The following is a 23379-nucleotide window of genomic DNA, read 5'->3' on the forward strand; positions in this document are numbered from 1 at the left end:
AGGGCGGCCCTCCCGTTGCGCGACAAGAGAAGCAGCTAGCGGATGGCCGCAGCCTGGGACCAGGCTGCCATCCAGCGCGACTGCGAGCTCATGGGCCGCAATCCGCTTAGTCGCGCTCCGTTGTCGCTATGCGTTGGAAGTGCGAGTCGGCATTACAACGGCCGAGAACGCCGACCAAACCGCTGGGCTAAGCGGCGACAACTCCTCGGCCCTCAAGCTGAGCGCTTCCGAAGACGTCGGCGCCGCTTCAGGACTGCCGATCACCTGTTACGCTTCGAACGTCTAGCGTTTGCGAACAAACTCAGTGCGTAGAACAAGACCTTTGATCGCCTCATGGCGGCAATCGATTTCTTCAGGATTATCAGTTAGCCGGATCGACTTGATCACCGTTCCCTGCTTCAGCGTTTGCCCGGCACCCTTCACCTTGAGATCCTTGATCAAAACGACTGAGTCGCCATCTGCAAGGACGGTCCCTGACGCATCGCGAACCTCGGCGGCTCTTGCTTTCTCGGCAGCAAGTTCGGAGGCTGGCCGCCACTCACCCGTTACATCGTCGTACACGTAGTCGTCGTTCTGGTCGCTCATGGTCTGCCTTGCATGGTTTTTCGGATCTTGCAGTGGTCGCGGCCGCGATCGCTGCAATAGGGGTGCACCCCTACCTTCTCTGCGGTGCTGACGCAAATGTCACGGCTCGTCCTTCGGTTTTGCTGCGGTCTAAAACGTCGGTCGTCCGCTATAAGGCCGCATTTGCGCCGCGTGGGGGCCGGCATCCGTCGCCGCGCGCGGAGCGGACCCGCTTGCCTTTCGCAGGGCACTGCCTCGTATGCCCGTAGATCGTCTCCGCTTGTCCGGCCGAGCGCGAACATTGAAGCGGCCGTCTTCCGCCGGTTCGGCACTGGGCCGGAACCACTTCGGCCCGAAAGAAAGAGACATGGCCAAGCCCGCAACCAACCTCGGCCCCCGTTCATTCAGCACTGTGAGTGCTCTAGTTGGCGAAGGCCTGTTCTTTCACAAAGATTTCCAGATCCGTCTCTGCCTTGATGGTGCTCCGAGTTCGATTTCGGCCCGCGCTCTTTGCTTCGTAGAGGAGCTTGTCGGCCCGTTCATAGAGTTTCTCAAAACCTTCATCGCCGAAGGTATCCGTCACTCCCATGCTGGCGGTTACAGGTCGCTCGAGACCCGGAACGGTACTGGCGACAATTACCGGAATTGCCTGTCGCCGGCGTTCGGCCAGGGTGGCGGCATCATTGCCGCGCAAGAGAAGTACAAATTCTTCACCGCCAAGACGGTATGCCCGCACGTCCGGCCCTGTCTGGAAAGCATTGGCTACAGCTTTGAGCACGGCATCTCCAACGGCATGTCCGTTTACGTCATTGATTGACTTGAAATGATCAAGGTCAATGACCGCCAATGTTGCAAAGCCATCAGCTCGAAGCTGCGCGAACTGTCCCTCAATAGCTCGACGATTGAGCAATCCCGTCAATGGGTCCGTTTCGGAAAGCCGTTCAAGCAGATCGGCTTCGATGCGTGCGCGATCTCGCTCCCGCTTCATGGTCACGAAGCGATCAGCTACGCCGAGCGTGGTGAAGAGGGCTTCGAATAGACAGCCAGCATAAAACGCGAGCGTGGCGTCGATGCTGTCGAACCAGGGTACGACGCCCGTCACCAGACGGATCAAGCCGACCGCGATCATTGGCGTGTATCCGACTGCCTGAAATTTTGCCGCGCGGCTCCCGCGGCGCAATGCGTCGATCATCGACAGTATGAAAATGATGAGGATCGGTGCAAACGCAGCCGTGTACGCGGTCGATTGTATTGGCCGCGCAACGAACGGGAATGCCGCGTGAAACGCACTCAGGAACAAAGCCGATGCCGCACAATAGGGTAGCAGACGCCGTAGTGCAGGATGCATCAGTCCAGGTTCGATGAAGCTGTACGTAAACATCGCTCCTGATGCGACCGTCATCCCGAAGAGCAAGGTGGTCATCCAGCTCAAAGTCATGGCCGGCGGGTCGAAAAATACGACTGACAAACTTGATGAGGTCATAATGGTCATCAGCAACGACAGCGTCAAAGCCGAGTGCCAGAGAACAAAAGGTTCGCGCAGGATCCGATAGAACGCCGCATTGAAGATCAGAAGCATGGCGAGCATGCCAGCTAGGCCTGCGACGAACGTCAGGAGTTGCATATCGTCGATGCTATCGACTGCGACATCCACTGGTGCCAGATATGCTCGCTCCAGTGTCATCCGATGGCTAGGCAAATCGATTGCGACGACGACTTGCCGCGTCGCATCTGTCACTACAGGCAGGGGAGCCTTGAAATACCCACCGGCCATTGAGCTGGGCAACGCTGCTGCAGAAGCGGAGGCTTGCCGCACCGCGCCGTCCTGGTCGATTGCAAGGAGATGCACCGCCTCAAGTGCGCTCCGCCTGGAGAGAAAGTATCGAGGAGGGCTATCGCCCGGCCTGAGATCGAAGCGAAGCAGCACTCGTTCGGAATCAATCGAGAATTTCCGGTCATCACAGGACCACCGCTCGGCTGCCAAAGCTATGGTGATCACGTTCTCTGAGATGCGGCCGGATGCCCAGCAGGAATTGCGAATGTTGCTGGAATCACCAGCGTGGGTCGATCCAACGCCCAGGTGCGTCAGCATCAACAGAAGCAGAAATACTGCCAAAGCACGACTTCGAAACCCACCCCCAAGCATAGGGCTTCGATACAGCCAGAAGCTTTCGATACCATTAAGCGCCGCAAAAACGCGCCTGTTATCGGCTCGGCGGAAGGCGGCGACCTTGCTATAGCGCCTGAACGCGAACCGCGGCCCGCTCACACTTCCTGTCTTCAATTCTGGCGCAAGGCGCTGGACGACGACAAGCGGGCAATCATCCATGGGCCGCTCCAGAAGAGCGCGCGACCGCCTCTCTTCATGAACTGCAACCGGACACGACGGATGTTTGAGATGGCTCTTTGAGGGTTTGCGCCGATCGCGCGCTAGAGCCGGTCGCCGCTTTCGATGGCGGCCGGTGCCTCTACTGGGTTCTCGGATGCCACGTGCTCTTCGGCAACGCTCAAATCCAGTTTCCCCCAGATCGATAGTTTTTCGCCGTTGGGTTTAAGCTTTCGGGACTGCTTGATCTCAACGATAAACGGCTTTGTCTGCTGACGCATCTTTGCTCCAGGCGACGAATCGCAGAGCAACTCTATCGCAACGCATTCGTCTCGCAAGCGGACCTTGCCCGAAGATCGTGCGAGAAACGGGCGTGTTTTCACTGTGGGTGTGGCAGTGTGCTGCAGCGCGCTGCGTCCCTTCGGGTAGGGGCGCGATTGCGCTGATGCCACTATCAGATCTCTTCCCTTCGGCCGTTGCTCCAAGTGCGGGCTCGATGAGGCAGGTCTGACCGTAGAACGGCTGCGCCTCGCTCTTGTTCCCGAAAAGGGCTTCACAAAGACAGGCATCGAGCCACTCGCAGGCTTACGTCGCTCGCCGGCCATCGTTACTTCCTCTGCGGCATCAACCCGCGCTCTAGACGTTTTGCCGGGGTTCGAACTTCGCGATGACCATCTCGCTCTCCTTCGAGACGAGCCTGGCGGGCAAGAAGTTGATCCTGCCTTCGTTCGGCAGCAGGCACATTGGCGCGCATCACTGTATCGCGGAGCTTTCGCGCAATGCGATTCTGTCCCGGTTATCCCCCGTTGACAGCAGGAAAAAAACCACCTCCTACCTCTCCTGGATCGGCCGACGGCTTGCTAGGAAGAGCGTGAAAGCCCGCCGTCGGAGCGACTGACCCCCGCAACGTCTGGGCGTTCAAGCACCACCGCACGCGTGATGCCTTTCACCGACGATGCCAAAGGTGGTTTCGATAGAGCCAACGGATCGAGCGGCGCATGCGGTTGCCGGCAGCACAAAGATCTGCCCGGAACGGCAATGGCCGAGTAGTCGAGCGGCAGCTACCGACTAAAGGACAAGCGCGCTTGTCCTGTTCTCGATCAGGCGAACGAGGTTCAGTGCCGTCATCTCCGAGGATTTCGGATTGGTTGCGAGCGGGCGGTTCTGAAGGCGGATTTCGAGTGTGCCGAAGGCGCCGCGGGCGATAATGCTGTGCGTGCTTTCCACTGCTTTGGGATCGGCGACGAGCTGCACACGCGTATGTTCCATACCGATGCCGGCAAGGGAGATGGTCGCCGCCACATTGGCATTTTGCGGAAAGGCCGTCGCCGCCTCAGCGGCCGATCCTGCAAAGAAAGCTTCCGCTTCCTGAAGTTCGCTTAGGCGACAGCACTCTTCGGCGGGCGTCCCAAACCAGGCCCTCGCGGGCTTGGTGATGGTGTGCTCCACGCTGTCCAGACTCAACCGTGAGGCCGCCGAGAGCGCATCGATGCCGCCGAGCGCGCCCGGCGGTATGATAAGCTTGCAACCGTTCCGCCGCGCAAGTTCCACGAGTTCGTCGAGCACGGTGGCATCCACCAGGGCCGAGGTCGAGGACACCGCGAAATCCATGCCCGCCGCCAATGCCGCCCGGGCGAAGGGCTGGACGCTTTCGCGGCTCGCCGCCTCGACGACCAACGTCGCGCCGGTCGCCGTCAGCGCTTCTGGACCGGCAACATGAACCGCCCCTTCCGGCATGGTCGCTTCGATTTCCCTGGGATCGCGCACGGCGATCCCGACAATCCGGGCGTTCGCGCCCCGCGCCTTAAGAAGTGCTGCCACCCGCTGTCCGATGGCGCCCCAGCCCACGAGGCAGATGGCTTCGACTTTCGACATGACGATCCTTTGCTGGTTTGCTGCCGGGTTCAGAGCGTCACCCAGCCCTCGGGCGGGGTCTTGCCGGGGTGCACGGTTCCGCATTTCGGGCACGTGCGCAGCTTTTCGTCCGCGTAGAAGGCCTGATAGATCGGCGGCAGATCGTCGACGATGGATTCGAGGTCTACCTCCGCGCGGTGCACAAGTTCCGTGCATTCGAAGCAGTACCATTCGACAGCGTCGAGCAGGCCTTCAGGCCGCGTGGGCTCGATCACAAGGCCGATCGATCCCTCCATCGGCCGCTGCGGCGAGTGGCGCACATGCGGCGGCAGCAGGAAGATGTCGCCCTCGCGGATCGGCACGTCGTAGAATTCCTTGCCGTCATAGAGCTTCAGCACCATGTCGCCCTTTAGCTGGTAGAAGAACTCCTCGACGGGATCGTCGTGATAGTCGGTGCGCTTGTTGGGGCCACCGACTATCGTCACCATGAGGTCGGCGTCTTTCCAGATCTGTTGGTTGCCGACCGGCGGCTTCAGCAGGTGCTTGTGCTCGTCGATCCACTTTTGCAGATTGAACGCCTTGAGCTTCGTCATCGATATTCCTCCCTGTCCCGTTCAGCGCAGTTTCAGGCCGCATTCCTCGAAGGCGGCTCTGGTCAGTCTCTTTTCCGCATCCGTCAGCTCCAGCAGTGGCTGGCGGACGGCTCCCCCCACTTGGCCAAGCAGTTCCTGCCAGTACTTCTGGTGCGCATGGGGCTTTTCCGCGGGCTTGGACTTGCGGAAGGCGTCACGCACCCCTTGCAAGCTCGCGCTGACGGCGCGGCTCTCCTCGGCCTTTCCGGCAAAGGCGAGTGCTGTGTACTCGGCCATGCGCCGGTCGGCCTTGGTCTGGAGCGTGTAGGGTGGCGACGAGCAGAGATAAAGCTGCCAACCGAGTTCCAAGACGTTATCCAGCCATTCCTCTTCCGAAGCGGTCGAGACGAGGATGCGGTCGCCGGCGAGCGCCGTCAGCGCCTTGTACATGGCGCGCGGCACCGAATACTTGATCGCTACCACCGTCTCGATGTCGGCAAGCCGGTTGCACAGTTCCGGGCTCATCAGATAGCCGCTGTCGGGATGCGACCACAGCGCCATGCCGATATCCACCTTTGAGGCGATGGCCTCATAGTAGCGCAGCAGCGTTTCGTCCTGCTGCTTGAAGAAATGCAGGATCGGCGCATGCACGACGATGTAGTCGGCGCCGCAGGCCTGCGCATGACGGGCAAGATCGATCACCACATCCATGTTCTGGTCGGAGCAGGACATGATCGTCTGCGCCCGTCCTCCGGCCGCTTCCACGGAGAGATCGAACATGCGCTTGCGCTCGTCGACCGACATGGAGAAGAACTCACCCTGCTTGCCGGCAATGAAGAGGCCGTCGATACCGAGATCGGAAATCCAATGCTCGACATTGCGGCGGTAGCCCTCTTCGTCGATGGCGCCATCGGCCGTAAACGGCGTGTTCGCCGCCGCCCAGATGCCGCGCATCGTGGCACGGGAATGGGCCTTTGCATCTTTACGCTGGTATTTCATGACGCTCCCTGTCGCATGTCCGTCCGGTGGCGCGTGAAGCAACCGCTCCGGTCTCTCTCGGCGCATTTAGCGCAGGATTTTTTTATTCATTAAGACACATAGTCTGTATATATTCATGCCGAAATCAGTATGGATCCCGCGATGCTCAATCTCCGTCAGATCAAGTGTTTTCAGGCCGTGGTCGAACTCGGCAACTTCTCCCGCGCCGCCGAACGCTTGCGCACCAGCCAGGCCGGCATCTCGCATGCGATCCGCGACCTCGAGGCGCTGCTCGGCGCGCGGCTCTTCGACCGCACGACCCGACGCGTCGAACTGACCGAGGCCGGTCGGGTCTTTGCGGCGGCCGCGCTGCCCGGCCTTGCGGAAATCGAGCGCGCCGTCGATGCGGTGCACGATCTCGGGCAACTGAGAACGGGCCTGGTGCGCATCGCCGCCCCGCCCTTCCTTGGCGCAACCGTGCTGCCGCGCCTGCTGCAGGAAGTCGCTCAAAGCCATCCGAACCTCAAACTCAGGATCGAGGACGTCGTGACGGACATGATCGCGCCCCGGGTGCGCAGTGGCCTCTGCGACCTCGGCGTCGGCACCTTTGCCAGCGACGAGGACGGCCTTGAGATCCAACGCGTGCTGCGCGACCAGCTGATGGTTTTTGCGCCCGAGGGCCACGCCATCTGCACGAAGGCCGAAGTGGCCTGGTCCGCGCTTTCCGACCAGCCGATCATCACGCTGACGCGCGAAAGCAATATCCGTCTTCTGACCGAGGTCGGCTTCGAAAGCGCCGGCGTGCCACTGCGCCCTTCTCTCGAAGTGCACCAGATCAACACGGCCCTTTCGCTCGTCGAGCGGGAGGCGGGGGTTGCCATCCTGCCGACCTATGCCTTTACCGGCCTCAACGGTCGGAAGATCTCAGCCCGCCCGTTGGTCGAGCCGTCGATTGCCCGCGATGTCTCTGTCATCACGGCGCGCGAACGCACGCCCTCCCCCGCGACGCTCGCGGTGCGCACACTGCTGCGCAAGGTGCTGCGCGACATGGTCCCGGTTGTCGGCTGATGGAACGCAAGAAGGCCGAAACCACCCAGACAGCGGTTTCGGCCTGATCATCCATTCATTGCGGCGCGCGCGATGCCGTCAGGCGGTGCGCAGCGAGACGTTCTTGACGACGGTGTAGTGATGCAGGCCCTCCGCGCCACCCTCGCGGCCAAGGCCGCTTTCCTTGACGCCACCGAACGGCGTTTCGGCGACGGAGGCCTCGAGCGTGTTGATCGAAAGATTGCCGGCCTCGATGCCCTGCATCAGGCGGTCGATGTTGGCGGCCGAGTTGGTGAAGCCATAGGCGGCAAGACCAAACGGAAGCGCATTCGCTTTCGTAAGCGCTTCGTCGATCGAGGCAACCGGATTGATCAGCGCGAGCGGGCCGAAGGGCTCTTCGCTGAGCGCGCGGGCATCATCCGGCAGATCGGCAATCGCGGTCGGCGCGAAGAAGTAGCCCTTGCCGTCCAGACGTCCGCCGCCGCACAGGATGCGGGCGCCCTTTGCGCGCGCATCGTCGACAAGCTCCTGGAGGGCAGCGATGCGGCGATCGTTGGCCACCGGGCCCATCTGCGTCCCTGCGTCGAGGCCGTCACCGACCTTGATCGAACGCGCCTTCTCCACGAAGGCGTCCGTGAAGCGCCTGTAGAGCGTTTCGTGCACGAAGAAGCGCGTCGGCGAGGTGCAGACCTGGCCGGAATTGCGATACTTGCGGGTGGCGCAGGCAATGCCTGCCGCAACCGGATCGGCATCCTCGCAGACGATGACGGGCGCGTGGCCGCCAAGTTCCATCAGCGCCGGTTTCATCACTTGCGAAGCGAGCGTCGTCAGGTGCTTTCCGACGACGGTCGAGCCGGTGAAGGCGACCATACGGATCCGGTCCTGAGGGATGAGATAGCCTGAGATTTCGGCGGGGTGGCCGAAGACGAGGTTGAGCACACCGGCAGGAAGGCCTGCATCGTGGAACGCCCGCGCTATGTGCACGACGCCGGTTGGCGTCTCCTCGGACGCCTTCATGATGATGGAGCAGCCGGCCGCAAGTGCGCCGCCGATCTTGCGAGCGGGCTGGCTCATCGGGAAGTTCCAGGGCGAAAACGCCGCGACCGGGCCGATCGGTTCCTGCAGCACGATGTAGCGGATGCCCGGTGCGCTCGGGATAACCCGGCCGTAGAGACGCACGCATTCGCCGGCGTCCCATTCGAAGAATTCGCAACCGCGAATGACCTCGGACCGCGCCTCGGAAAGCGGCTTGCCGTTTTCGAGCGTGATCGAACGCGCGATCTCCTCTGAGCGCTCGCGCATAAGCTGGGCCGCCTTCAGGATGATCGCCGCGCGGGCAGCCGGCGATGTCCGGCTCCAGGCCTGAAAGCCCTGCCAGGCAGCGTCCGTTGCGTCGGCGAGATCCGTCTCGCGGGCGACCGCCACCTTGCCGATGACATCCTCATTGGCGGGGTTGATGACGGCGAGCGTCTCAGAGGTCGCCCTCCATTTGCCGCCGATATAGAGCTGAGCATGCGTATCCTGAGCCATGAGATTGCCTTTTCGCCATTCCTTCAGAGGCTGCGCCTTCCTGTTCCGGTAATGGATGCAATCAGCGGTCTAATATAACAATCCACATAGGTTGAATGAATTGATATCGAGATGTGATAAGTCTCGAGCCACCACAAACGAAAAAAAGCGCCTTCCCGGGCAGGGAAAGCGCTTTTCCATTTTTCACAAGCGATCGCGATCAGGTCACGGCGCTACGGACAGCAAAGCGGGCGTCGCGCCAAGCGCCAGTCTCCATCACGTCATGCAGCACGTCCACGGCGTTCCACACATCCTTAAAACTCGTATAGAGCGGTGTGAAACCGAAACGGATGGTGGCCGGGGCGCGGAAGTCACCGATGACGCCCCGCGAGATCAGAGCCTGCATGATTTCATAGGCCCCCTCGTGCTCGAAGGAGACCTGGCTGCCGCGCACCGTGCCGTCCCTTGGACCGACCAGCTTCAGGCCATGCGCGCCGCAACGCGCTTCGACGAGCTTTATGAAGAGGTCGGTGAGTGCGATGCTCTTCCGGCGGATGGCCGTCATGTCCACTTCATCCCAAAGATCGAGCGCGGCCGAAAGCGTGCGCAGCGACAGGATTGGCTGCGTGCCGGAGAGGAAGCGCAAGATGCCCGCGCCGCCGTCGTAATTGCGCTCGAAAGCGAATGGCCGGGCGTGGCCCCACCAGCCACTGAGCGGTTGGCTGGCCTTTTCCTGATGGCGCCTGGCGACATAGATAAAGGCTGGCGCACCGGGGCCACCATTCAGATACTTGTAGGTGCAACCGACGGCGAAATCGACGTTGCAGCGATCGAGTTCCACCGGCAGCGCACCGGCCGAATGGCAGAGATCCCAGACGACGAGCGCACCCACATCGTGCGCGCGCTTGGTCAGCGCCGCCATATCGCGCAGAGCGCCGGTCTTGTAGTTGACGTGATTGACGAGCACCACGGCGACGCTCTCGTCGATCAGGTCTTCGATCCGCGGGCCATCGACGCCCTCAAGCCGCAGGACGGTACCGGGCCGCGTCGCAATCACGCCCTCAGCCATGTAAAGATCGGTCGGGAAGCTCTCGCTTTCCGCGACAATGACCTTGCGCTCCGCATTGAGGCCGAGTGCGGCGTGCAGCGCTTTGTAGACATTGGCCGAGGTGTGGTCGGTCACGGCCGTCTGGCCGGGTGCTGCGCCAATGAGGCGGCCGACGCGGTCGCCGAGCGTCAGCGGCAGGGCGAACCAGCCAGCCGTGTTCCAGCTGCGAATGAGGTCGCGGCCCCATTCGACTTTCGCGGCCTTCTCGATTTCGGCATAGGAGGCATGAAGTGCTGCGCCGAGCGAATTGCCGTCTAGATAGGTGACGCCTTCGGGCAAATCAAAGCGCTTCTTGAAGGCCGCGAGCGGGTCGTCGCGGTCGAGCGCCTCGGCAGCATGGATATCGATGTTCATGGGGCAGTCCTTCTATTCACGGACGGTTTCGCGGGCCGGCATCGGGCCGCGGGCGCGCTTGAGGGTTGGGAGCGCCAGCATGGCGAGCACGAAGAGGCCGGTGGCAAGTTTCAGGTCGGTCGGCGGCATGCCGGCGGCAAGGCAGAGCGAGACAAGCTGGTAGTAGACGATGGCTCCGACGAAGGGTGCCGCAAGCTGGCGCCGGATCGTCTGCTTGCCGACAATGGCTTCGCCGATCATCAGCGCCGCAAGACCGTTGATCAGCGTACCGATGCCCATGTTGACGTCCGCAAACCCCTGCGACTGCACCATGAGCGCGCCGCTGGTGGCCGAGAAGGCACCGGCTAGACCGACCCCGCCGATGGTGAAGGCCCAGATGCTGATCCCCTGCGCTTCCGCCATATCCGGGTTGGAGCCGACGGCGCGCATGGCCGTTCCGCGTTCGGTCCGGAAATAGAGGTTCAAAAGGCAATAGACGGCAATGCCGAGCAGTCCTGCAACGACGATCTTCGCGACCGGGAAACCCGGCTCGGCAAAGGGTACGCCATCAAAAATGGTTGGCGTGCCGTACACCGAGAGGTTGGACTTGCCCATCAGCCGCAGATTGATCGAGTAGAGCATCGTCATCATCAGAATGCCGGCAAGCAGCGTGTGGATGCGGAAGCGCAGATGCACGAAGGCCGTGCAGCTACCCGCCAGGAACCCGGCGGCCATCGCAACGAGGATCGCCAGCCAACCGGGTGCGCCACCGGCGAGCGACAGCGCGCAGACGCAGCCGCCGAGCGGGAATGCGCCCTCGCTCGTCAGGTCCGGAAAATTCAGTGTTCGGAATGGCAGCATGATGCCGAGAACGATGAAGGAAAGGATGAGGCTCTGCGCCAGCGTGACCGGGACGAGCGTGATGAAGTTCGAAAATATCGTAGAAACCGTTTCCATGTCCGTCTCAGCTTGCGAGCAGCATCCGGTCGGTCTTCATGCCGAAGTGACCGATGAGTTTCGGGATCGTGACCTCGGCCTTTTCCGCGCCGGTGATCTCGAGCCGGATCTGGCCGGCATCGAGCATCACCACGCTATGGCCGAAATCGACAGCGTGCTGCATGTTGTGCGTCACCATCAGCGTGGTGAGATTGAAGGCTTCGACCGCGCGCACCGTCGCCTGCATGACGATGTCAGCCGTGCGGGGATCGAGGGCTGCGGTGTGCTCGTCGAGGAGCAGCAGATCCGGCTGGTCGCAGGTCGCCATGATCAGCGAAAGCGATTGGCGCTGGCCGCCGGAGAGCAGTTCGACGCGCGTGTCCAGCCGATTTTCCAGCCCAAGGTTCAGCGCCGCGAGGCGTTCGCGGTAGCTCGCGAGCCGCCTGGCATTGAGGCCTCGGCTAAGGCCGAGTTTCTTGCCGCGCAATTCGGCGAGCAGCATGTTTTCCGCAACCGTCATCGAGGCGGCGGTGCCTTTCATCGGATCCTGGAAGACCCGGGCCACCCGTGTCGCACGTTTGTGCACGGGCAGTGCCGTCACATCGTCGCCGTTAATGAGGATCTTGCCTGAATCGAGCATGAGCGCGCCGGAAATGGCATTGAGCATGCTGCTCTTGCCGGCGCCGTTCGATCCGATGACGATGGCGAAGTTGCCGGTCGGAAGCGTCAGGCTGAGATCGTTGAGGGCGATCTTCTCGTCGGGCTGCCCCTTGTAGAAGACCTTTCGTGCAGATCGGATTTCGAGCATCCGTTCCTCCTCTGAGCAATTCCGTAGAGGCCGCCTCCGCAGCCTTGCTTCCGGAATTCATGTAAATACGAATGGACAGGGCGCGCGCGGCGCGCTCATGGACGGCGGCGTCGTGGCCGCCGCCGTTGCTGGCGTCGGATTACTCGACGATGCAGTTGCAGTCGGCGAGCGAAGCCGGGATCTCGACGCCGAAGGCCGACATCGCCTTCTTCGAGATCAGCGCCTGGTGGTCCTCATAGGCAGGGAAAACAGGAGCAATGGACTTCGGGTCCTTGCCCTTCAAGACTTCAGCCGCAATCTTGCCGGCATTCTTGCCGACCTGCTCGTAGTTGACGGCAAAGCTTGCCGGCACGAAACCCTCCTGTACGGCAGTATCGACGGCATTGACGACCGGGATACCCGCCTGGCGCGCGGCCGACGCGACCGCCGCGATCGCCGGCTGGATCATGTTGGAGGTCGGGCCATAGATGACGTCGACCTTGCCGGAGAGCGAGGTGATGCGCTGCTGGATGTCGTTGAGATTGTCGACGCCGACTTCGACGACTTCAAAACCCTGTTCCGGAGCAATTTTGCGCACCGCTTCAAGCAGCGCAACGTCGTTGGCTTCGCCCGGGTTATAGGGAAGGCCGAGGCGCTTGGCGTTCGGCAGAAGCTTCTTGGTAAACGCGAGCACGGCCGCCATGTCCTGGCTGTCGGTCGCCCCAGTGATGCCGTCGTCGCCGCTTTCCTTGGACGGGACGAGCTTGGCGGCGACCGGATCGGTCACGGCCGTGAAGATCACCGGGATGCCGGAGCCTGCGAGCGCCTTCTTGGCGATCTGCGAAACCGGGGTGGTGACGGTGTAGACGAGCTTTGACTGTTCGGCCTGCAGCTTGGCGATCATCTGCGGCACCAGTGAGGCGTCGAAATTGGTGTGGCTCTCCGTGTAGACGACGTCCTTGCCCTCGACGAAGCCGTTTTCGGCGAGCGCCGCCTTGAAGCCGGCGATGGCGGCGTTGAGCGGTGGGTGTTCGCCGAAATTGGCGATGCCGATGCGGATCGGATCGGCAGCCGCCGAACCGATGCCGGCAAGCACCAGGCCCGCCGCCATCAGGCCCGTGATGAGTTTCGATTTTCTGTTGGCCATGGGTTCCTCCTCCAGCTGTTGCAGTGACAGCACGAGCGATGAGGAAGCGCAGCCCAACGGCAATGTCAACGATATAGTATACAATTATAGCAATTGGCGATTATCATATATTATTCTCGCATATATGATTACCGAACATTCGGGCGGTGAATTTTGGAGGTGCCTTTGGTCGACGAGCAGGAAAACAGCACAAAAACAGAGGCCGCCTACAGGATTTTGCGAAACGAGATCCTCATGGCCCGCCTGCAACCGGGGGCGCCGTTGCGGCCCGACCTTCTGAGCAAGACCTATGATGTCGGGCGGACACCTCTTCGAGAGGCACTGTCGCGGCTGGAGGCCGAGCGGCTGGTAGTGGCGATCTCCAACCGCGGTTTCACCGTCGCACCCGTGTCGCGCAAGGGGCTCGAGGATCTGACGAAGGCGCGCGCGGTCGTCGAAATCCCTCTATTGCTGGAAGCCATGGAGCGCGGCGGCTCGGAATGGGAATCGGCGATCGTCACGGCGCACTACCGCCTGTCGCGCTGCAAGACGATCGTCGAGGATTCTTCCGACCTTGCTGTGGATACCTGGATGGAACGGCACGAGGCATTTCACGCCGCCCTCTTGAGCGCGGCGCAATCGAGTTGGCTGATGCACTTCCGCTCGACCATCTCCGACCAGCTCCAACGCCACTACCGGTTCCTCGCCTTCGCCCCTGTTCTGCGCGCGGCACACGGAGAGACGGCCGGCTATGCGGAGGCCATGGCCGCGCTGCATAAGGCGCAGTCCATCGGTCCGCACACCGAGCTGATGGAGGCCGTACTCGACCGCAACGCCGAACGCGCTCGGATCCTGATGGACGAGCATTTCGGCTATCCGCTCGAAGTCTACGCCGTCGAGGAAGGGGAAGTTGCGTCATCTGCATCCCGCAAACCATCAACACGCCAGGGAACTCATAAGAAATCCGCATGAATTAATGCTGATTAAGGCGATTGTTATGGGGAAAGCGACCCTGTTTCATGGCGCCTAAGCAAACGGAAGCGGCGTGATTTGCGCGGGCATGAGGAGGCCTGCGCGATCAACTGACACGACGAAAGAAGAATTCGGAACGCGACACAGGGGTGTGTTCGCCGCCGAGCTGTCGTTTGCTTGCGCCGCTGCCAGCCTTGGACGCGTCCGTTCACCGATATTCCAGGAGGAGACCAACATGCCGAGAAGGCTGATCATCACGTGCTCAATTTTGTGTCTGGCCGCGGGCACTGCGCTTGCCGCGGGTTGGGAAAAGGAAGTACCGACGGAGATCAACATCCAGGATCCCCACCTCAAGCGCTGGTCGGAACTGACCTACGACAAGCAGCCGCCGGCGCTGACGCCGGGCAAGGACTACGGCATGGATCCGGCGACGGGCAGGTTCAACGCGCCGCGCGCCACAGCACTCGGCGCATCGCCGAACTTCCCCGGCCAGCTCACCCATTGGGACGACAAAACCTACAAGAGCAACGTCGAGGAAATCGCCTTCTACCCGCACATCACGTCGCCCTGGCATGCCTGGCCCGACGTCGCGGATTTTGACGGCAAGCGCTACATGTACCTGCATGACCGCGACTACATGCGCGTGCTCGACATCACCGACCCGGCCAAGGCCAAGGTCGTCTATTCCAAGGGCGGCGTCTGGGGACAGGACGGTTCAAGCGAAGACTGGGACGCCAAGACGGTCCAGGACTATTTCGGCGGTATGACGATTGCCTGGAGTGAAAAGCTCCAGAAAAACGTCGTCGTAGCCTCCTACGAGATCGGCCGCTTCGGCATTCTCGACAACAAGCGCACCCAGCCCGACATCGTCGAGACGCTACGCCACTACAATTCGCTCAAGGGCTTCAAGGTCTACGAGATGAACGGGCCGCTGCCGAGTGACTGGACGCTGATCGCCACCCGCACGACCGACATCAACAACCCGGACGCGCCCATCGGCAAGCAGCAGGGCTCCGGTTCGCTCGACGCACCCGCCTGGTTTGGCGGCAAGTACATGTACCTCTCGTCGGCGCCCGACGACAGCTACGCATTGACCGAGTATCCGGACTACCTGCATTCGCCGGGCTACCAGGCTTGGGACATGACGGACCCGGCCAATCCTCTTTTCGTCAGCCAGGTCACCGTTCCCGGACAGGTCGTCGGCGACAAGGCAAGCGAGGACGCCTACCTGATGAACCCGCGCGCCGGCAACCGCACATCCTGGATGGGCTCGCGCATGCCGCTGTTCCTGCCGAAGCCGGTGGAAAAAGGTGGCAAGATCGGCTTCGGCGCGATGGGCGGCCTCGGCTTCTACACCTTCGATCTCACCAATCCCGGCACGCCGGAAATGATGGGCCATCTGAGCATCCCGCCAAGCTTTGCCGGTACCGAATTCGACAATGCCGATACCAGCCAGTACGAGCGCACCGGCTATGTCTTTGCCAACGGCTACCCGATGAACTCCAACTGCTACGAGCCCTACAAGGACGTGCTGGTCATCGACGCCAAGGATCCGAAGGACCCGAAGGTCGTCGCCACCTTCCCGCGTCCGACACCCCCGGCAGAGGCCGAATTCACCGACTATTGCCAGCGGCGCGGCAGCTTCGGTCCGAAGCGGTCCGGCACGACCCACCAGCCGGGTCACAGCCGCGACGGCATCCTGCCCTATGCCTTCTACAATGCTGGCCTGCAGATCTTCGACGTCAAGGACCCGAAGGATCCGAAGATCGCCGGCTACTACGTGCCGCGCTTCCCCAAGCCTGAGGAAATGCCCGAATACACCTATGAAAACGCCAGCTTCGCGGTCTTTACCGAATACGACCGCAACATCATCTGGCTGATCAGCATCGACGGCATCCGCGCCCTGAAGACGCCGCTTCTCGGTGAACCGAAAACCGGCCTTGCCGGCGAAGTCTGGCCGCCGCGCGGGTAACCCCCGACTGGCCGGTATCGCAAACGATACCGGCCCTTTTTTCTCTCATTCCATACAGACCCGCTCAGCACCCGCTTGTCCCGCACGCCACGGACGGAGCCGGCGAAGCTTTGCCAATTTTCAAGAACCGACAAGGCAACGAACTCGATATGTACAAACCAACCAGTGCTACGGCACTTCTCCTCCTGAAAGGTGCCGCAGCGGCGCTCTGCCTGATGGCCGCCACCCAAGCGGCAACGGCTGCAGACGCGGAACCGGTCGAATATGTCCGCGTCTGCGATGCCTATGGCAACGGTTTCTTCTATGTTCCGGGCACCGAAACCTGCCTGAAGATCAGCGGCTACCTGCGCCACGAGGTTGCGGCCGGCGACGATGTCTACTGGGGCGGCTCGCTCGATGGCTTGCCCGGCAAGGCGCGGGCGACACTACGCTTCGACGCTCGCAATGAAACCGAATTCGGTACGCTGCGCTCCTATCTGGAGACGCGCTTCGAGCACAAGGCATCGGGCGAGCGCATCTACATTTCGGAAGCGCTTATCGAGCTTGCCGGCTTCTCGGTCGGCATCGCCGATTCGCTCTTTGCCAACTGGACCTGGGGTGCCGGCAACGTCATCTACGACGACGTCATTTACTACTCGGGCGACCGTACGATGCAGGCGAGCTATACCCACGACTTCGGCAACGGCTTTTCCGCCATGGTGGGCGCAGAGGAAGGCAATGGCTCCTGGGAACTGGAGGCGGTCGACGCGTCCGGCGTGGCAAGCCGCGAGTGGTTTGACCTCCGGGCCGACAGCATTCCCCACCTCCTCGGCGGGGTGAAATACGAAGCGGACCGGATGACGCTTTTTGGCATGGCGGCCTATGACACGCGCTATGATGCCTGGGCCTTCAAGGCGCGCGTCAACCTCGACGTCACCGACACGCTCTCATTGTTCGTCATGGCTGCCTACCAGTCCGACCCGAGCCGGCCGAACTACTACGGCAGCTGGTACGGCGACTGGGCAATGTGGGGCGGTGCTTCCGTGAAGGTCAGCGAAAAGGCAACCATCAACAGCCAGATCGACTTCGAGGAGGATGGCACCTGGAACGCAGCCCTCAATGTTGCCTATGAGATCGCGCCGGGCTTCAAGATCACGCCGGAGCTCGACTACACCGCTTTTCGCGGGTTTCGCGGACACGAGGACGCCTTCGGTGGTGTCGTGCGCTTCCAAAGAAACTTTTAAGCTTCGCGTTGAGGAACCGGCAGCGACCTTGCTGCCGGTTTTTATCCGGCTGCAACAACGGTGCGGGCTGCCCTTGCCAGAGAAGCCTTCGCGACGGTGCAACTCCCTGAACGGAATCGAACCCCGCCTTCCAGTTGTTTCAAAGCTTACGAGTATCTCACCACTCCCAAATGAGCATACCAGGCGGCGACGGCTCGCGGTCAGAGCCCGTCGCTAGGCCGTCAGCCTTTTGGCAATCCTTCTGGCCTCAGGTACTTCCGTAGTGCTGCAATGCGAAAAATCGCGTTGGCGGCTCCGTAGCCGCGATAGCCCCGTCTTTCGACGATCTCGAAGAAGAAACCTTCGCCAAATGTCGGGCTGTAGAGCTGGTAATACTCGCCGTCCTCGTCGCGGTCATAGAGGATGTTTTCGGACTTCAGCCTTTCGACGAGTTGAACGTCGAGACCGAAGCGCGCTTCAACGTCATCGTAGTAGTTCGGCGAAATCGGTAGCGCCTTGAAACCATTGGCGCGCAATGCCTGCGCAGTCGAAAAAATGTCATCGGTGGCAAAGGCCAGATGCTGGACGCCGGAACCGAAGGTTTCGGCGATGAACCGGCCGGCCAGCGTGTTGCGATTTTCCGCGCCGTTCAGTGTCAGGCGCAACGTGCCGGCGTCATTTTCCACGACCTGACTGCGAACGATACCTGCCGGATCGACGATGTCGATCATCGGCGTCTTATGAGCATCGAGTAGCGATGTGTAGAAGAGCAGCCAGGTTAGCATTTCCTCATATTTTACGGTCTGAGCGATGTGATCGATGGAGCATAATCCGGCCGCGATGACAGAGCCGCCGTCGCGCACTGGCTCAAACTCGACCTCCCAGATCTTGGAGAGCTCGGATTTGTCGTCCAGAAAATAGATGAGCCCTCCGCCCACTCCGTGGATCGCCGGAACCACGAGCTCGCCTGGACCAACCGGCTGCTCGAATGGTTCTGCCCCAAGCACCCGTGCCCTTTCTACCGTCGCCGCAGCATCATCCACCATGAGGCCGAAGGCATAGGCGGACGTGCCGTGGACGAGATAGGAAGCGCTGGCAAAGCCTTCGCGCTCGGTGTTGACCACCAAATTGATGGCGCCTTGGCGATAGACCACCACTTGTTTCGTCCGATGTTGTGCTGTTTTCGTGAATCCGACTGAAACGAGCAACGCTTCGAGTTCGCCTGCTTCCTCTTCCGAGGCACTGAACTCCACGAACGCTACACCTCTCACGTCGACGCGAGGGGGCATTATGGGGACCGGCAAACGAGTATCCGGTTCGGCGCGCTTGACCTGATCCCCGAGATAAATCAGCGAGCGATATCCATCGACAGCGATCGCACTGGCGTTGCCCCCACGAAATTGGTCGTTGAAGATTTCGAGCGATAGATAACCGTCATATCCAGTTGCCGCCACCGCGCGGGTAAAGTCTGTCAGAGGCAGATCGCCCTCGCCCGGCATGTTGCGGAAATGCCGGCTCCAATACAGCAAATCCATGTCGATCAGTGGGGCATCGGCCAATTGGACGATGAAGATCTTCTCCTTCGGGATGGAGCGGATCGAGTTTATCTCGATCTTGCGCGACAGCGTGTGAAAGCTGTCAAGGATCAGCCCGATACTCGGGTGATCGGCGCGTCGGACGATTTCCCAGGCGTCGCGATGATCGCTGATATGGCGCCCCCAGGCGAGCGCCTCGTAACCGACGCGCAGGCCCCGTTTTGCGGCCCTTTCGCCGAGTTCGGTAAAGTCCGCGACCGCCCTGTCAATGCCACCAACTGAAGCCGGCGAGACATTGGAACAGACAAGGACGAGGTCGGTGCCGAGCTCCTCCATCAAGTCGAACTTGCGCTCGGCACGGTCGAACGTTCGGGCTCTCAACGGCTCCGGCATGCCCTCAAAATCCCGGAACGGCTGAAACAGACTGATCTCCAAACCGAAATCTCGCACCATGCGGCCAACCTGGCGCGGGCTCTCGTCAAAGGCGAGGAAATCGTTCTCGAAGATTTCGACACCGGCAAAGCCCGCCTTGGCGATGGCTCGCAGCTTGTCCCTGAGGTCGCCGCTGAGCGAAACCGTTGCTATCGAGGTCTTCATCACTTGCTCCTCGGTGGAATTTTCGGAAATCAGCCGGTCATTGCCTTGAAATGGGCAAGCATCCGCGTTGTGTCGGGCTCAAGACCTGTAAACAGGCGAAAAGCGCCAACTGCCTGGAATACCGCCATTCCTCCACCGTCAAGCGTGCGGCATCCGCGTCGCCTCGCTTCTGAAAGCAGCGGCGTTTCGAGCGGGAAATAGACGATCTCGGCGACCCAGTGCCGCGGATCGAGAAGTTCGGCGTCAAGCGGCATCCCGGGATAGTTCGCCATGCCGGTCGGCGTGGCGTGAATCAACCCGGATGCCAATCGCATCGCAACAGAAAGGTCCGTACCGGCGGTGATGTCGGCTTCTGGAAACAAGGCGGTCAGCATCGCGGCAAGCAATCGCGCCCGTTCCGGCTCGCGATCGAAAACGATGAGACGCTTCAGGCCAAACGAAAGCGCGGCATAGGCTGTTGCGACGCCCGCACCTCCTGCTCCCAGTTGCACGCCCGAGGAAAGATCTGCATCGGGCAATCCGCGCCTGAAGCCTTCGGCAAAGCCCCACCAATCGGTGTTGTGGCCATATCGTCGCCCTCCCGTGAGCACGACCGTGTTGACGGCACCAAGCCTGTGTGCGTCTGGCGAGAGTTCATCGAGATGGGCAATGACGGCCTGCTTGCACGGATGGGTTATGTTGAGGCCGGCAAACCCCTGCCTCTCAGCGTCGGCGAGCAGCCGCGGCAGATCATTTTCCGTCGCACCGATTTCGGAAAGATCGATGAGCTCGTAAGCATAGGGCAGTCCCTGGGCTGCACCTTCGGCCATGTGCATGGCGGGCGTCAGCGAGGCCTGGATGCCTGCACCGATCAGGCCCGCCTTCAAGGGTCGTACAAGCGTTTCGGACATTGTTTCCGTTTCCATCTTCTGAGCCCGTTGCAAAGGGCAGCCAGACTGCGGCCCGCCGCGACTTCGCGGGCGGGCCGAAGTATTCGCGCGGTCACTGGCCCCGCGCGGCACCTATCTCCTTGAACAACAACTGCACCGTGTCAGCGCCGATCTCGGCGCTAAACTTCTCGATCACCGGCTTGACGGCGTCGCGCAGCTTCTGCGTCTCCTCGGGACTGAATTCGCTGACCTCCATGCCTGTCTTGCGGATTTCCTCAAGGGCTGCGGTATCCGCCTCGCGCGAGACCTTGCGCTGATAGTCGCGGGCCTCGGTCGCGGCTGCCTGCAGGACGGTCTTTTCCTCGTCGTTCAGGCCATCCCAGAATTTCCTGCTGACGAGCACGATCTGCGGATTGTACTGGTGACGGGTCAGCGTCATGTATTTCTGCACTTCGTAGAATTTGGCATTCAGGATGTTTGCCGCCGGGTTCTCCTGCCCATCAACCGTCCCAGTCTCAAGCGCGGTGTAGAGTTCCGTATAAGGCAGCGGCACGGCATTCGCGCCGAGCGTGTTGAAGAGTTCGATCGGGATCGGAGATTGGATGGTGCGGATCTTCAGACCTTTGATGTCTTCAAGCTTGGTCACTGCATGGCGATTGTTCGTGAGATTGCGGAAGCCGAGTTCCCAGTATCCAAGTCCGACTAGGCCGGTATCGGGCAAAAGCTTGCTGAGGCTCTCGCCAAAGGGGCCATCCATCACCTTGTCCGCCTCCTCGCCACTATTGAAGAGGAAAGGAAGGTCGACGGCACCGAATTGCTTGACGTTGTTGGCAAGAATACCGGCGTTCAACACGGTCATCTCGATAACGCCGCCCTGGAGAGCGGAGACGGTCTGCACGTCACCACCAAGCGTGCCGCCGGGGAACAGCTTCACCTCGATCTTGCCGCCACTCTTTTCATTCACGAGCTCGGCGAACTTCTCCATGCCCGTCACTTGGGGGTGACCCTTGTTGTTGGCTGACGCGAACTTGATGGTCTGGTCGCGTATCTCTGCAAGCGTTGGCGCTGCTGCAAACAAAACGATCGGCAGGGCGACGCCCAGTGCCATTTTTGTCAATCGGTTCAACATGTTATCCTCCCAGATTGAGCCGGTAATCCCGCCGGCCTGTTGAAGCGCAATAAAAAGTTGCCGTCAGTGCCCGAACCAGGAGACCGGTACGGTCACCAGTTCTGGGAACAGGACGAGCAGGAAAAGGACGATCAGTTCGGCAATGAGGAAGGGCCACACGCCCTTCATCAGGTCCTCCATCGTCAGTTTCGAGACGCCGCAGATAACGTTGAGAACGGTGCCCACTGGCGGGGTGATCAGGCCGATCGAATTGTTGATGATAAACAGCACGCCGAAATAGACCGGGTCGATCCCCGCCTGTTTAATGATCGGCATCAGAACCGGCGTCATGACGAGGATCGTCGGCGTCATGTCCATCGCTGTCCCGACGACGACGATCAGGACCATGATTGCGATGAGCAGAAGGGTCTGGTTGTCCATCAGCGGTTCGACCAGTGCGGCAAGCGCACCGGGGACGTCTGCAACCGTAATCAGCCAGGCGGAAACTGCAGCGCAGGCAACCAGGAACATCACCACGGATGTAATTTTCGCGGCCGCTACGAAGACATGGAAAAGCTGGCCTGGCGTCAATTCGCGATAGATGACCATCGAGACGAACAGGGCGTAGACCGCCGCAACAACGCCGGCTTCAGTTGGCGTGAAAACACCAAACTTCAGACCAACGATGATGATCACCGGCAACAGAAGCGCCCAGACACTATCGAGCAGCGCTCCAAGCCGCACGCGGGCGCTTTGTCTTGGCGGGAGCTCGAACTGCTCCTTGCGAGCGACGATAAGCCAAGTGATGCAAAGGGCCGCGGCGATCATCAAACCCGGGAAAATGCCCGCAAGAAAGAGCTTGGTGATCGAGACGCCGCCAACCACACCATAGAGGATGAAGCCGATCGACGGCGGAATGATAGGCCCGATGATCGATGCAGAGGCAAGCAGCCCTCCGGCGCGCGCCGGATCATGACCGCTCTTCAGCATCATCGGCAGAAGCAGCGCGCCGAGGGCCGCCGCGTCGGCGACAGCTGAACCAGAGAGGCTGGAAAGAATGCAGGCGGCAAAGATCGCCACGAAGCCGAGGCCGCCGCGGATGTGACCGACCATGGCCATCGCCAGGGCGACGATGCGGCGGGAAAGCCCGCCGGTGTTCATGACCTCGCCTGCAAGCAGGAAGAAGGGCACGGCCATCAACGGAAAGCTGTCGGCGCCGTTCAAGACATTTTGGGCGACGATCTGTGCATCGAAGAGCCCGAGAAAGAGCATCAGGGCGACGCCGCTGATGATCAGCGCAAATGCAATCGGCACGCCGAGCGCCATTGGGCCGAGAAGTGCGCCAAGGAAGATGGTGACGGTCATCGGCTCGTCCTCAGCGTTTGACGGGCAGCGGCCCGAGCGTGGCCGTGGGGGGTGGGTCAAGCGCCACTTCGTCTTCGCTGTCGCGCACCAGTTCCGCCGTCGTCACGTCGATGCGTCCGGTCGCGATGGCGAAAGCGTCGGCAAGCAGGATGAGGAATGCGGGTACCCCAAAGGCGAGACCGGCCCCGTAGAAGAAGCCCATGGAAAGCCCAGTCGCAGGCGCGCCGACATGCAGGTTGATGAGCGTCTGCGTCCAGCTGCCGCTGATCATCAGCCAGGTAGCGTAGAGCATCAACACATGGCCAAGAAGCACCGCGACCTTCGCGGCGACCGGCGGCAGGCGTTTGATGAGCGTATCAACGCCGAGATGCCCGTGTTCGCGCAAGGCAACCACGGCGCCAAGAAACGTGAGCCAGACGAAGAAGATGCGTGATAGCTCCTCAGAGACCGTGATGCCCTGATTGAACGCATAGCGCAAAACGACGTTGCCGAAGACGAGGACGACCATGCCGGCAAGCAGCAAGGCAATCGCCACCTTCAGCGCGAAGAAATAGAAATCGATAATGCGGATCATGCGCTCCTCCCAAAGCGGAGTGCCGTCTTGGCGCCCGCGCATCAC

At 61.1% G+C, this 23379-nt stretch carries 21 protein-coding genes; 5 read left to right on the forward strand and 16 right to left on the reverse strand.

The genetic code is table 11. The features are described from left to right. Positions 1-282 precede the first annotated feature (282 nt). The 3 genes from IB263_RS28675 to IB263_RS28685 form a co-directional block, all read right to left on the reverse strand. Positions 283-585 (reverse strand): alkylphosphonate utilization protein, encoded by a 303-nt coding sequence (locus IB263_RS28675; protein ID WP_034796466.1) that lies wholly within the window; start codon positions 583-585, stop codon positions 283-285. Positions 586-985: 400 nt separating this feature from the next. Continuing rightward, positions 986-2893 carry a diguanylate cyclase gene (locus tag IB263_RS28680; RefSeq protein ID WP_246811104.1) on the reverse strand — a complete coding sequence of 636 codons (1908 nt, stop codon included), beginning with the start codon at positions 2891-2893 and terminating at the stop codon, positions 986-988. Positions 2894-2994: 101 nt separating this feature from the next. Beyond that, a complete protein-coding gene (locus tag IB263_RS28685) occupies positions 2995-3171 on the reverse strand; it encodes a hypothetical protein (RefSeq protein ID WP_167550733.1) in 177 nt (58 codons plus the stop codon). Positions 3172-3557: 386 nt separating this feature from the next. Between IB263_RS28685 and IB263_RS28690 the strand changes: the two genes are divergently transcribed. Beyond that, a complete protein-coding gene (locus IB263_RS28690; protein ID WP_146243020.1) occupies positions 3558-3788 on the forward strand; it encodes a hypothetical protein in 231 nt (76 codons plus the stop codon). A gap of 170 nt (positions 3789-3958) precedes the next feature. On the opposite strand, the gene IB263_RS28695 is transcribed toward IB263_RS28690, so the two are convergent. Genes IB263_RS28695 through IB263_RS28705 form a run of 3 tightly spaced genes read right to left on the reverse strand, consistent with a single transcriptional unit; the run spans position 3959 to position 6315 of the window. Beyond that, a complete protein-coding gene (locus IB263_RS28695; RefSeq protein ID WP_192439349.1) occupies positions 3959-4765 on the reverse strand; it encodes an aspartate dehydrogenase in 807 nt (268 codons plus the stop codon). Positions 4766-4794: 29 nt separating this feature from the next. Then, entirely contained in the window at positions 4795-5337 is a 543-nt protein-coding gene (locus tag IB263_RS28700; protein WP_060530138.1) for a 3-hydroxyanthranilate 3,4-dioxygenase, read from the reverse strand. Positions 5338-5358: 21 nt separating this feature from the next. After that, on the reverse strand, positions 5359-6315 hold the full coding sequence (locus IB263_RS28705; RefSeq protein ID WP_034796473.1) for a dihydrodipicolinate synthase family protein: 957 nt from the start codon (positions 6313-6315) through the stop codon (positions 5359-5361). 141 nt (positions 6316-6456) lie between these two features. Here IB263_RS28705 and IB263_RS28710 point away from each other — a divergent pair, with 141 nt between their 5' ends. Further along, positions 6457-7362 (forward strand): LysR family transcriptional regulator, encoded by a 906-nt coding sequence (locus tag IB263_RS28710; RefSeq protein WP_060580828.1) that lies wholly within the window; start codon positions 6457-6459, stop codon positions 7360-7362. 78 nt (positions 7363-7440) lie between these two features. On the opposite strand, the gene IB263_RS28715 is transcribed toward IB263_RS28710, so the two are convergent. The 5 genes from IB263_RS28715 to IB263_RS28735 all read right to left on the reverse strand — a co-directional run bounded on the left by IB263_RS28715 (position 7441) and on the right by IB263_RS28735 (position 13161). Then, complete coding sequence (locus tag IB263_RS28715; protein ID WP_112985048.1) at positions 7441-8871, reverse strand: NAD-dependent succinate-semialdehyde dehydrogenase; 1431 nt, start codon at positions 8869-8871, stop codon at positions 7441-7443. Between the two features lie 199 nt (positions 8872-9070). After that, positions 9071-10312 carry a kynureninase gene (gene kynU / locus IB263_RS28720; RefSeq protein ID WP_060580730.1) on the reverse strand — a complete coding sequence of 414 codons (1242 nt, stop codon included), beginning with the start codon at positions 10310-10312 and terminating at the stop codon, positions 9071-9073. Positions 10313-10324: 12 nt separating this feature from the next. Next, the gene (locus IB263_RS28725) at positions 10325-11248 is read right to left on the reverse strand and encodes an ABC transporter permease (RefSeq protein WP_060517968.1); all 924 of its coding nucleotides are present in this window, start codon (positions 11246-11248) and stop codon (positions 10325-10327) included. 7 nt (positions 11249-11255) lie between these two features. Beyond that, entirely contained in the window at positions 11256-12035 is a 780-nt protein-coding gene (locus IB263_RS28730) for an ABC transporter ATP-binding protein (RefSeq protein WP_060580731.1), read from the reverse strand. A 139-nt stretch (positions 12036-12174) separates the two neighbouring features. Further along, the gene (locus tag IB263_RS28735; RefSeq protein ID WP_192439350.1) at positions 12175-13161 is read right to left on the reverse strand and encodes an ABC transporter substrate-binding protein; all 987 of its coding nucleotides are present in this window, start codon (positions 13159-13161) and stop codon (positions 12175-12177) included. A 165-nt stretch (positions 13162-13326) separates the two neighbouring features. On the opposite strand from IB263_RS28735, the gene IB263_RS28740 reads away from it, so the two are divergent. The 3 genes from IB263_RS28740 to IB263_RS28750 all read left to right on the forward strand — a co-directional run bounded on the left by IB263_RS28740 (position 13327) and on the right by IB263_RS28750 (position 17307). Beyond that, positions 13327-14112, forward strand: a complete 786-nt coding sequence (locus IB263_RS28740; RefSeq protein ID WP_060580732.1) for a GntR family transcriptional regulator — start codon at positions 13327-13329, stop codon at positions 14110-14112. Positions 14113-14347: 235 nt separating this feature from the next. Continuing rightward, a complete protein-coding gene (locus IB263_RS28745) occupies positions 14348-16084 on the forward strand; it encodes a hypothetical protein (protein WP_112985047.1) in 1737 nt (578 codons plus the stop codon). A 149-nt stretch (positions 16085-16233) separates the two neighbouring features. Further along, a complete protein-coding gene (locus IB263_RS28750) occupies positions 16234-17307 on the forward strand; it encodes a porin (RefSeq protein WP_029742955.1) in 1074 nt (357 codons plus the stop codon). A 221-nt stretch (positions 17308-17528) separates the two neighbouring features. Here IB263_RS28750 and IB263_RS28755 read toward each other — a convergent pair whose 3' ends face one another. The 5 genes from IB263_RS28755 to IB263_RS28775 all read right to left on the reverse strand — a co-directional run bounded on the left by IB263_RS28755 (position 17529) and on the right by IB263_RS28775 (position 23334). After that, complete coding sequence (locus tag IB263_RS28755; protein WP_112985046.1) at positions 17529-19418, reverse strand: bifunctional sugar phosphate isomerase/epimerase/4-hydroxyphenylpyruvate dioxygenase family protein; 1890 nt, start codon at positions 19416-19418, stop codon at positions 17529-17531. Between the two features lie 29 nt (positions 19419-19447). Further along, on the reverse strand, positions 19448-20308 hold the full coding sequence (locus tag IB263_RS28760) for a shikimate dehydrogenase (protein ID WP_162727339.1): 861 nt from the start codon (positions 20306-20308) through the stop codon (positions 19448-19450). A gap of 91 nt (positions 20309-20399) precedes the next feature. Then, positions 20400-21416, reverse strand: a complete 1017-nt coding sequence (locus IB263_RS28765) for a TRAP transporter substrate-binding protein (RefSeq protein WP_060517977.1) — start codon at positions 21414-21416, stop codon at positions 20400-20402. 63 nt (positions 21417-21479) lie between these two features. Further along, complete coding sequence (locus IB263_RS28770; RefSeq protein ID WP_060517979.1) at positions 21480-22760, reverse strand: TRAP transporter large permease subunit; 1281 nt, start codon at positions 22758-22760, stop codon at positions 21480-21482. 10 nt (positions 22761-22770) lie between these two features. Continuing rightward, positions 22771-23334 (reverse strand): TRAP transporter small permease, encoded by a 564-nt coding sequence (locus IB263_RS28775; protein ID WP_089045124.1) that lies wholly within the window; start codon positions 23332-23334, stop codon positions 22771-22773. Positions 23335-23379: the final 45 nt, after the last annotated feature.

Origin of the sequence: Ensifer sp. ENS03 (genome assembly GCF_014852035.1) — a bacterium.
Classification (GTDB): Bacteria; Pseudomonadota; Alphaproteobacteria; order Rhizobiales; family Rhizobiaceae; genus Ensifer; species Ensifer adhaerens.

Coding starts and splice junctions, on each gene's coding strand:
- IB263_RS28705 (WP_034796473.1), bottom strand. CDS start 6,315: ATGAAATACCAGCGTAAAGATGCAAAGGCCCATTCCCGTGCCACGATG.
- IB263_RS28710 (WP_060580828.1), top strand. CDS start 6,457: ATGCTCAATCTCCGTCAGATCAAGTGTTTTCAGGCCGTGGTCGAACTC.
- IB263_RS28765 (WP_060517977.1), bottom strand. CDS start 21,416: ATGTTGAACCGATTGACAAAAATGGCACTGGGCGTCGCCCTGCCGATC.
- IB263_RS28735 (WP_192439350.1), bottom strand. CDS start 13,161: ATGGCCAACAGAAAATCGAAACTCATCACGGGCCTGATGGCGGCGGGC.
- IB263_RS28685 (WP_167550733.1), bottom strand. CDS start 3,171: ATGCGTCAGCAGACAAAGCCGTTTATCGTTGAGATCAAGCAGTCCCGA.
- IB263_RS28690 (WP_146243020.1), top strand. CDS start 3,558: ATGACCATCTCGCTCTCCTTCGAGACGAGCCTGGCGGGCAAGAAGTTG.
- IB263_RS28755 (WP_112985046.1), bottom strand. CDS start 19,418: ATGAAGACCTCGATAGCAACGGTTTCGCTCAGCGGCGACCTCAGGGAC.
- IB263_RS28675 (WP_034796466.1), bottom strand. CDS start 585: ATGAGCGACCAGAACGACGACTACGTGTACGACGATGTAACGGGTGAG.
- IB263_RS28680 (WP_246811104.1), bottom strand. CDS start 2,893: ATGGATGATTGCCCGCTTGTCGTCGTCCAGCGCCTTGCGCCAGAATTG.
- IB263_RS28695 (WP_192439349.1), bottom strand. CDS start 4,765: ATGTCGAAAGTCGAAGCCATCTGCCTCGTGGGCTGGGGCGCCATCGGA.
- IB263_RS28730 (WP_060580731.1), bottom strand. CDS start 12,035: ATGCTCGAAATCCGATCTGCACGAAAGGTCTTCTACAAGGGGCAGCCC.
- IB263_RS28725 (WP_060517968.1), bottom strand. CDS start 11,248: ATGGAAACGGTTTCTACGATATTTTCGAACTTCATCACGCTCGTCCCG.
- IB263_RS28750 (WP_029742955.1), top strand. CDS start 16,234: ATGTACAAACCAACCAGTGCTACGGCACTTCTCCTCCTGAAAGGTGCC.
- IB263_RS28760 (WP_162727339.1), bottom strand. CDS start 20,308: ATGTCCGAAACGCTTGTACGACCCTTGAAGGCGGGCCTGATCGGTGCA.
- IB263_RS28775 (WP_089045124.1), bottom strand. CDS start 23,334: ATGATCCGCATTATCGATTTCTATTTCTTCGCGCTGAAGGTGGCGATT.
- IB263_RS28715 (WP_112985048.1), bottom strand. CDS start 8,871: ATGGCTCAGGATACGCATGCTCAGCTCTATATCGGCGGCAAATGGAGG.
- IB263_RS28745 (WP_112985047.1), top strand. CDS start 14,348: ATGCCGAGAAGGCTGATCATCACGTGCTCAATTTTGTGTCTGGCCGCG.
- IB263_RS28700 (WP_060530138.1), bottom strand. CDS start 5,337: ATGACGAAGCTCAAGGCGTTCAATCTGCAAAAGTGGATCGACGAGCAC.
- kynU (WP_060580730.1), bottom strand. CDS start 10,312: ATGAACATCGATATCCATGCTGCCGAGGCGCTCGACCGCGACGACCCG.
- IB263_RS28770 (WP_060517979.1), bottom strand. CDS start 22,760: ATGACCGTCACCATCTTCCTTGGCGCACTTCTCGGCCCAATGGCGCTC.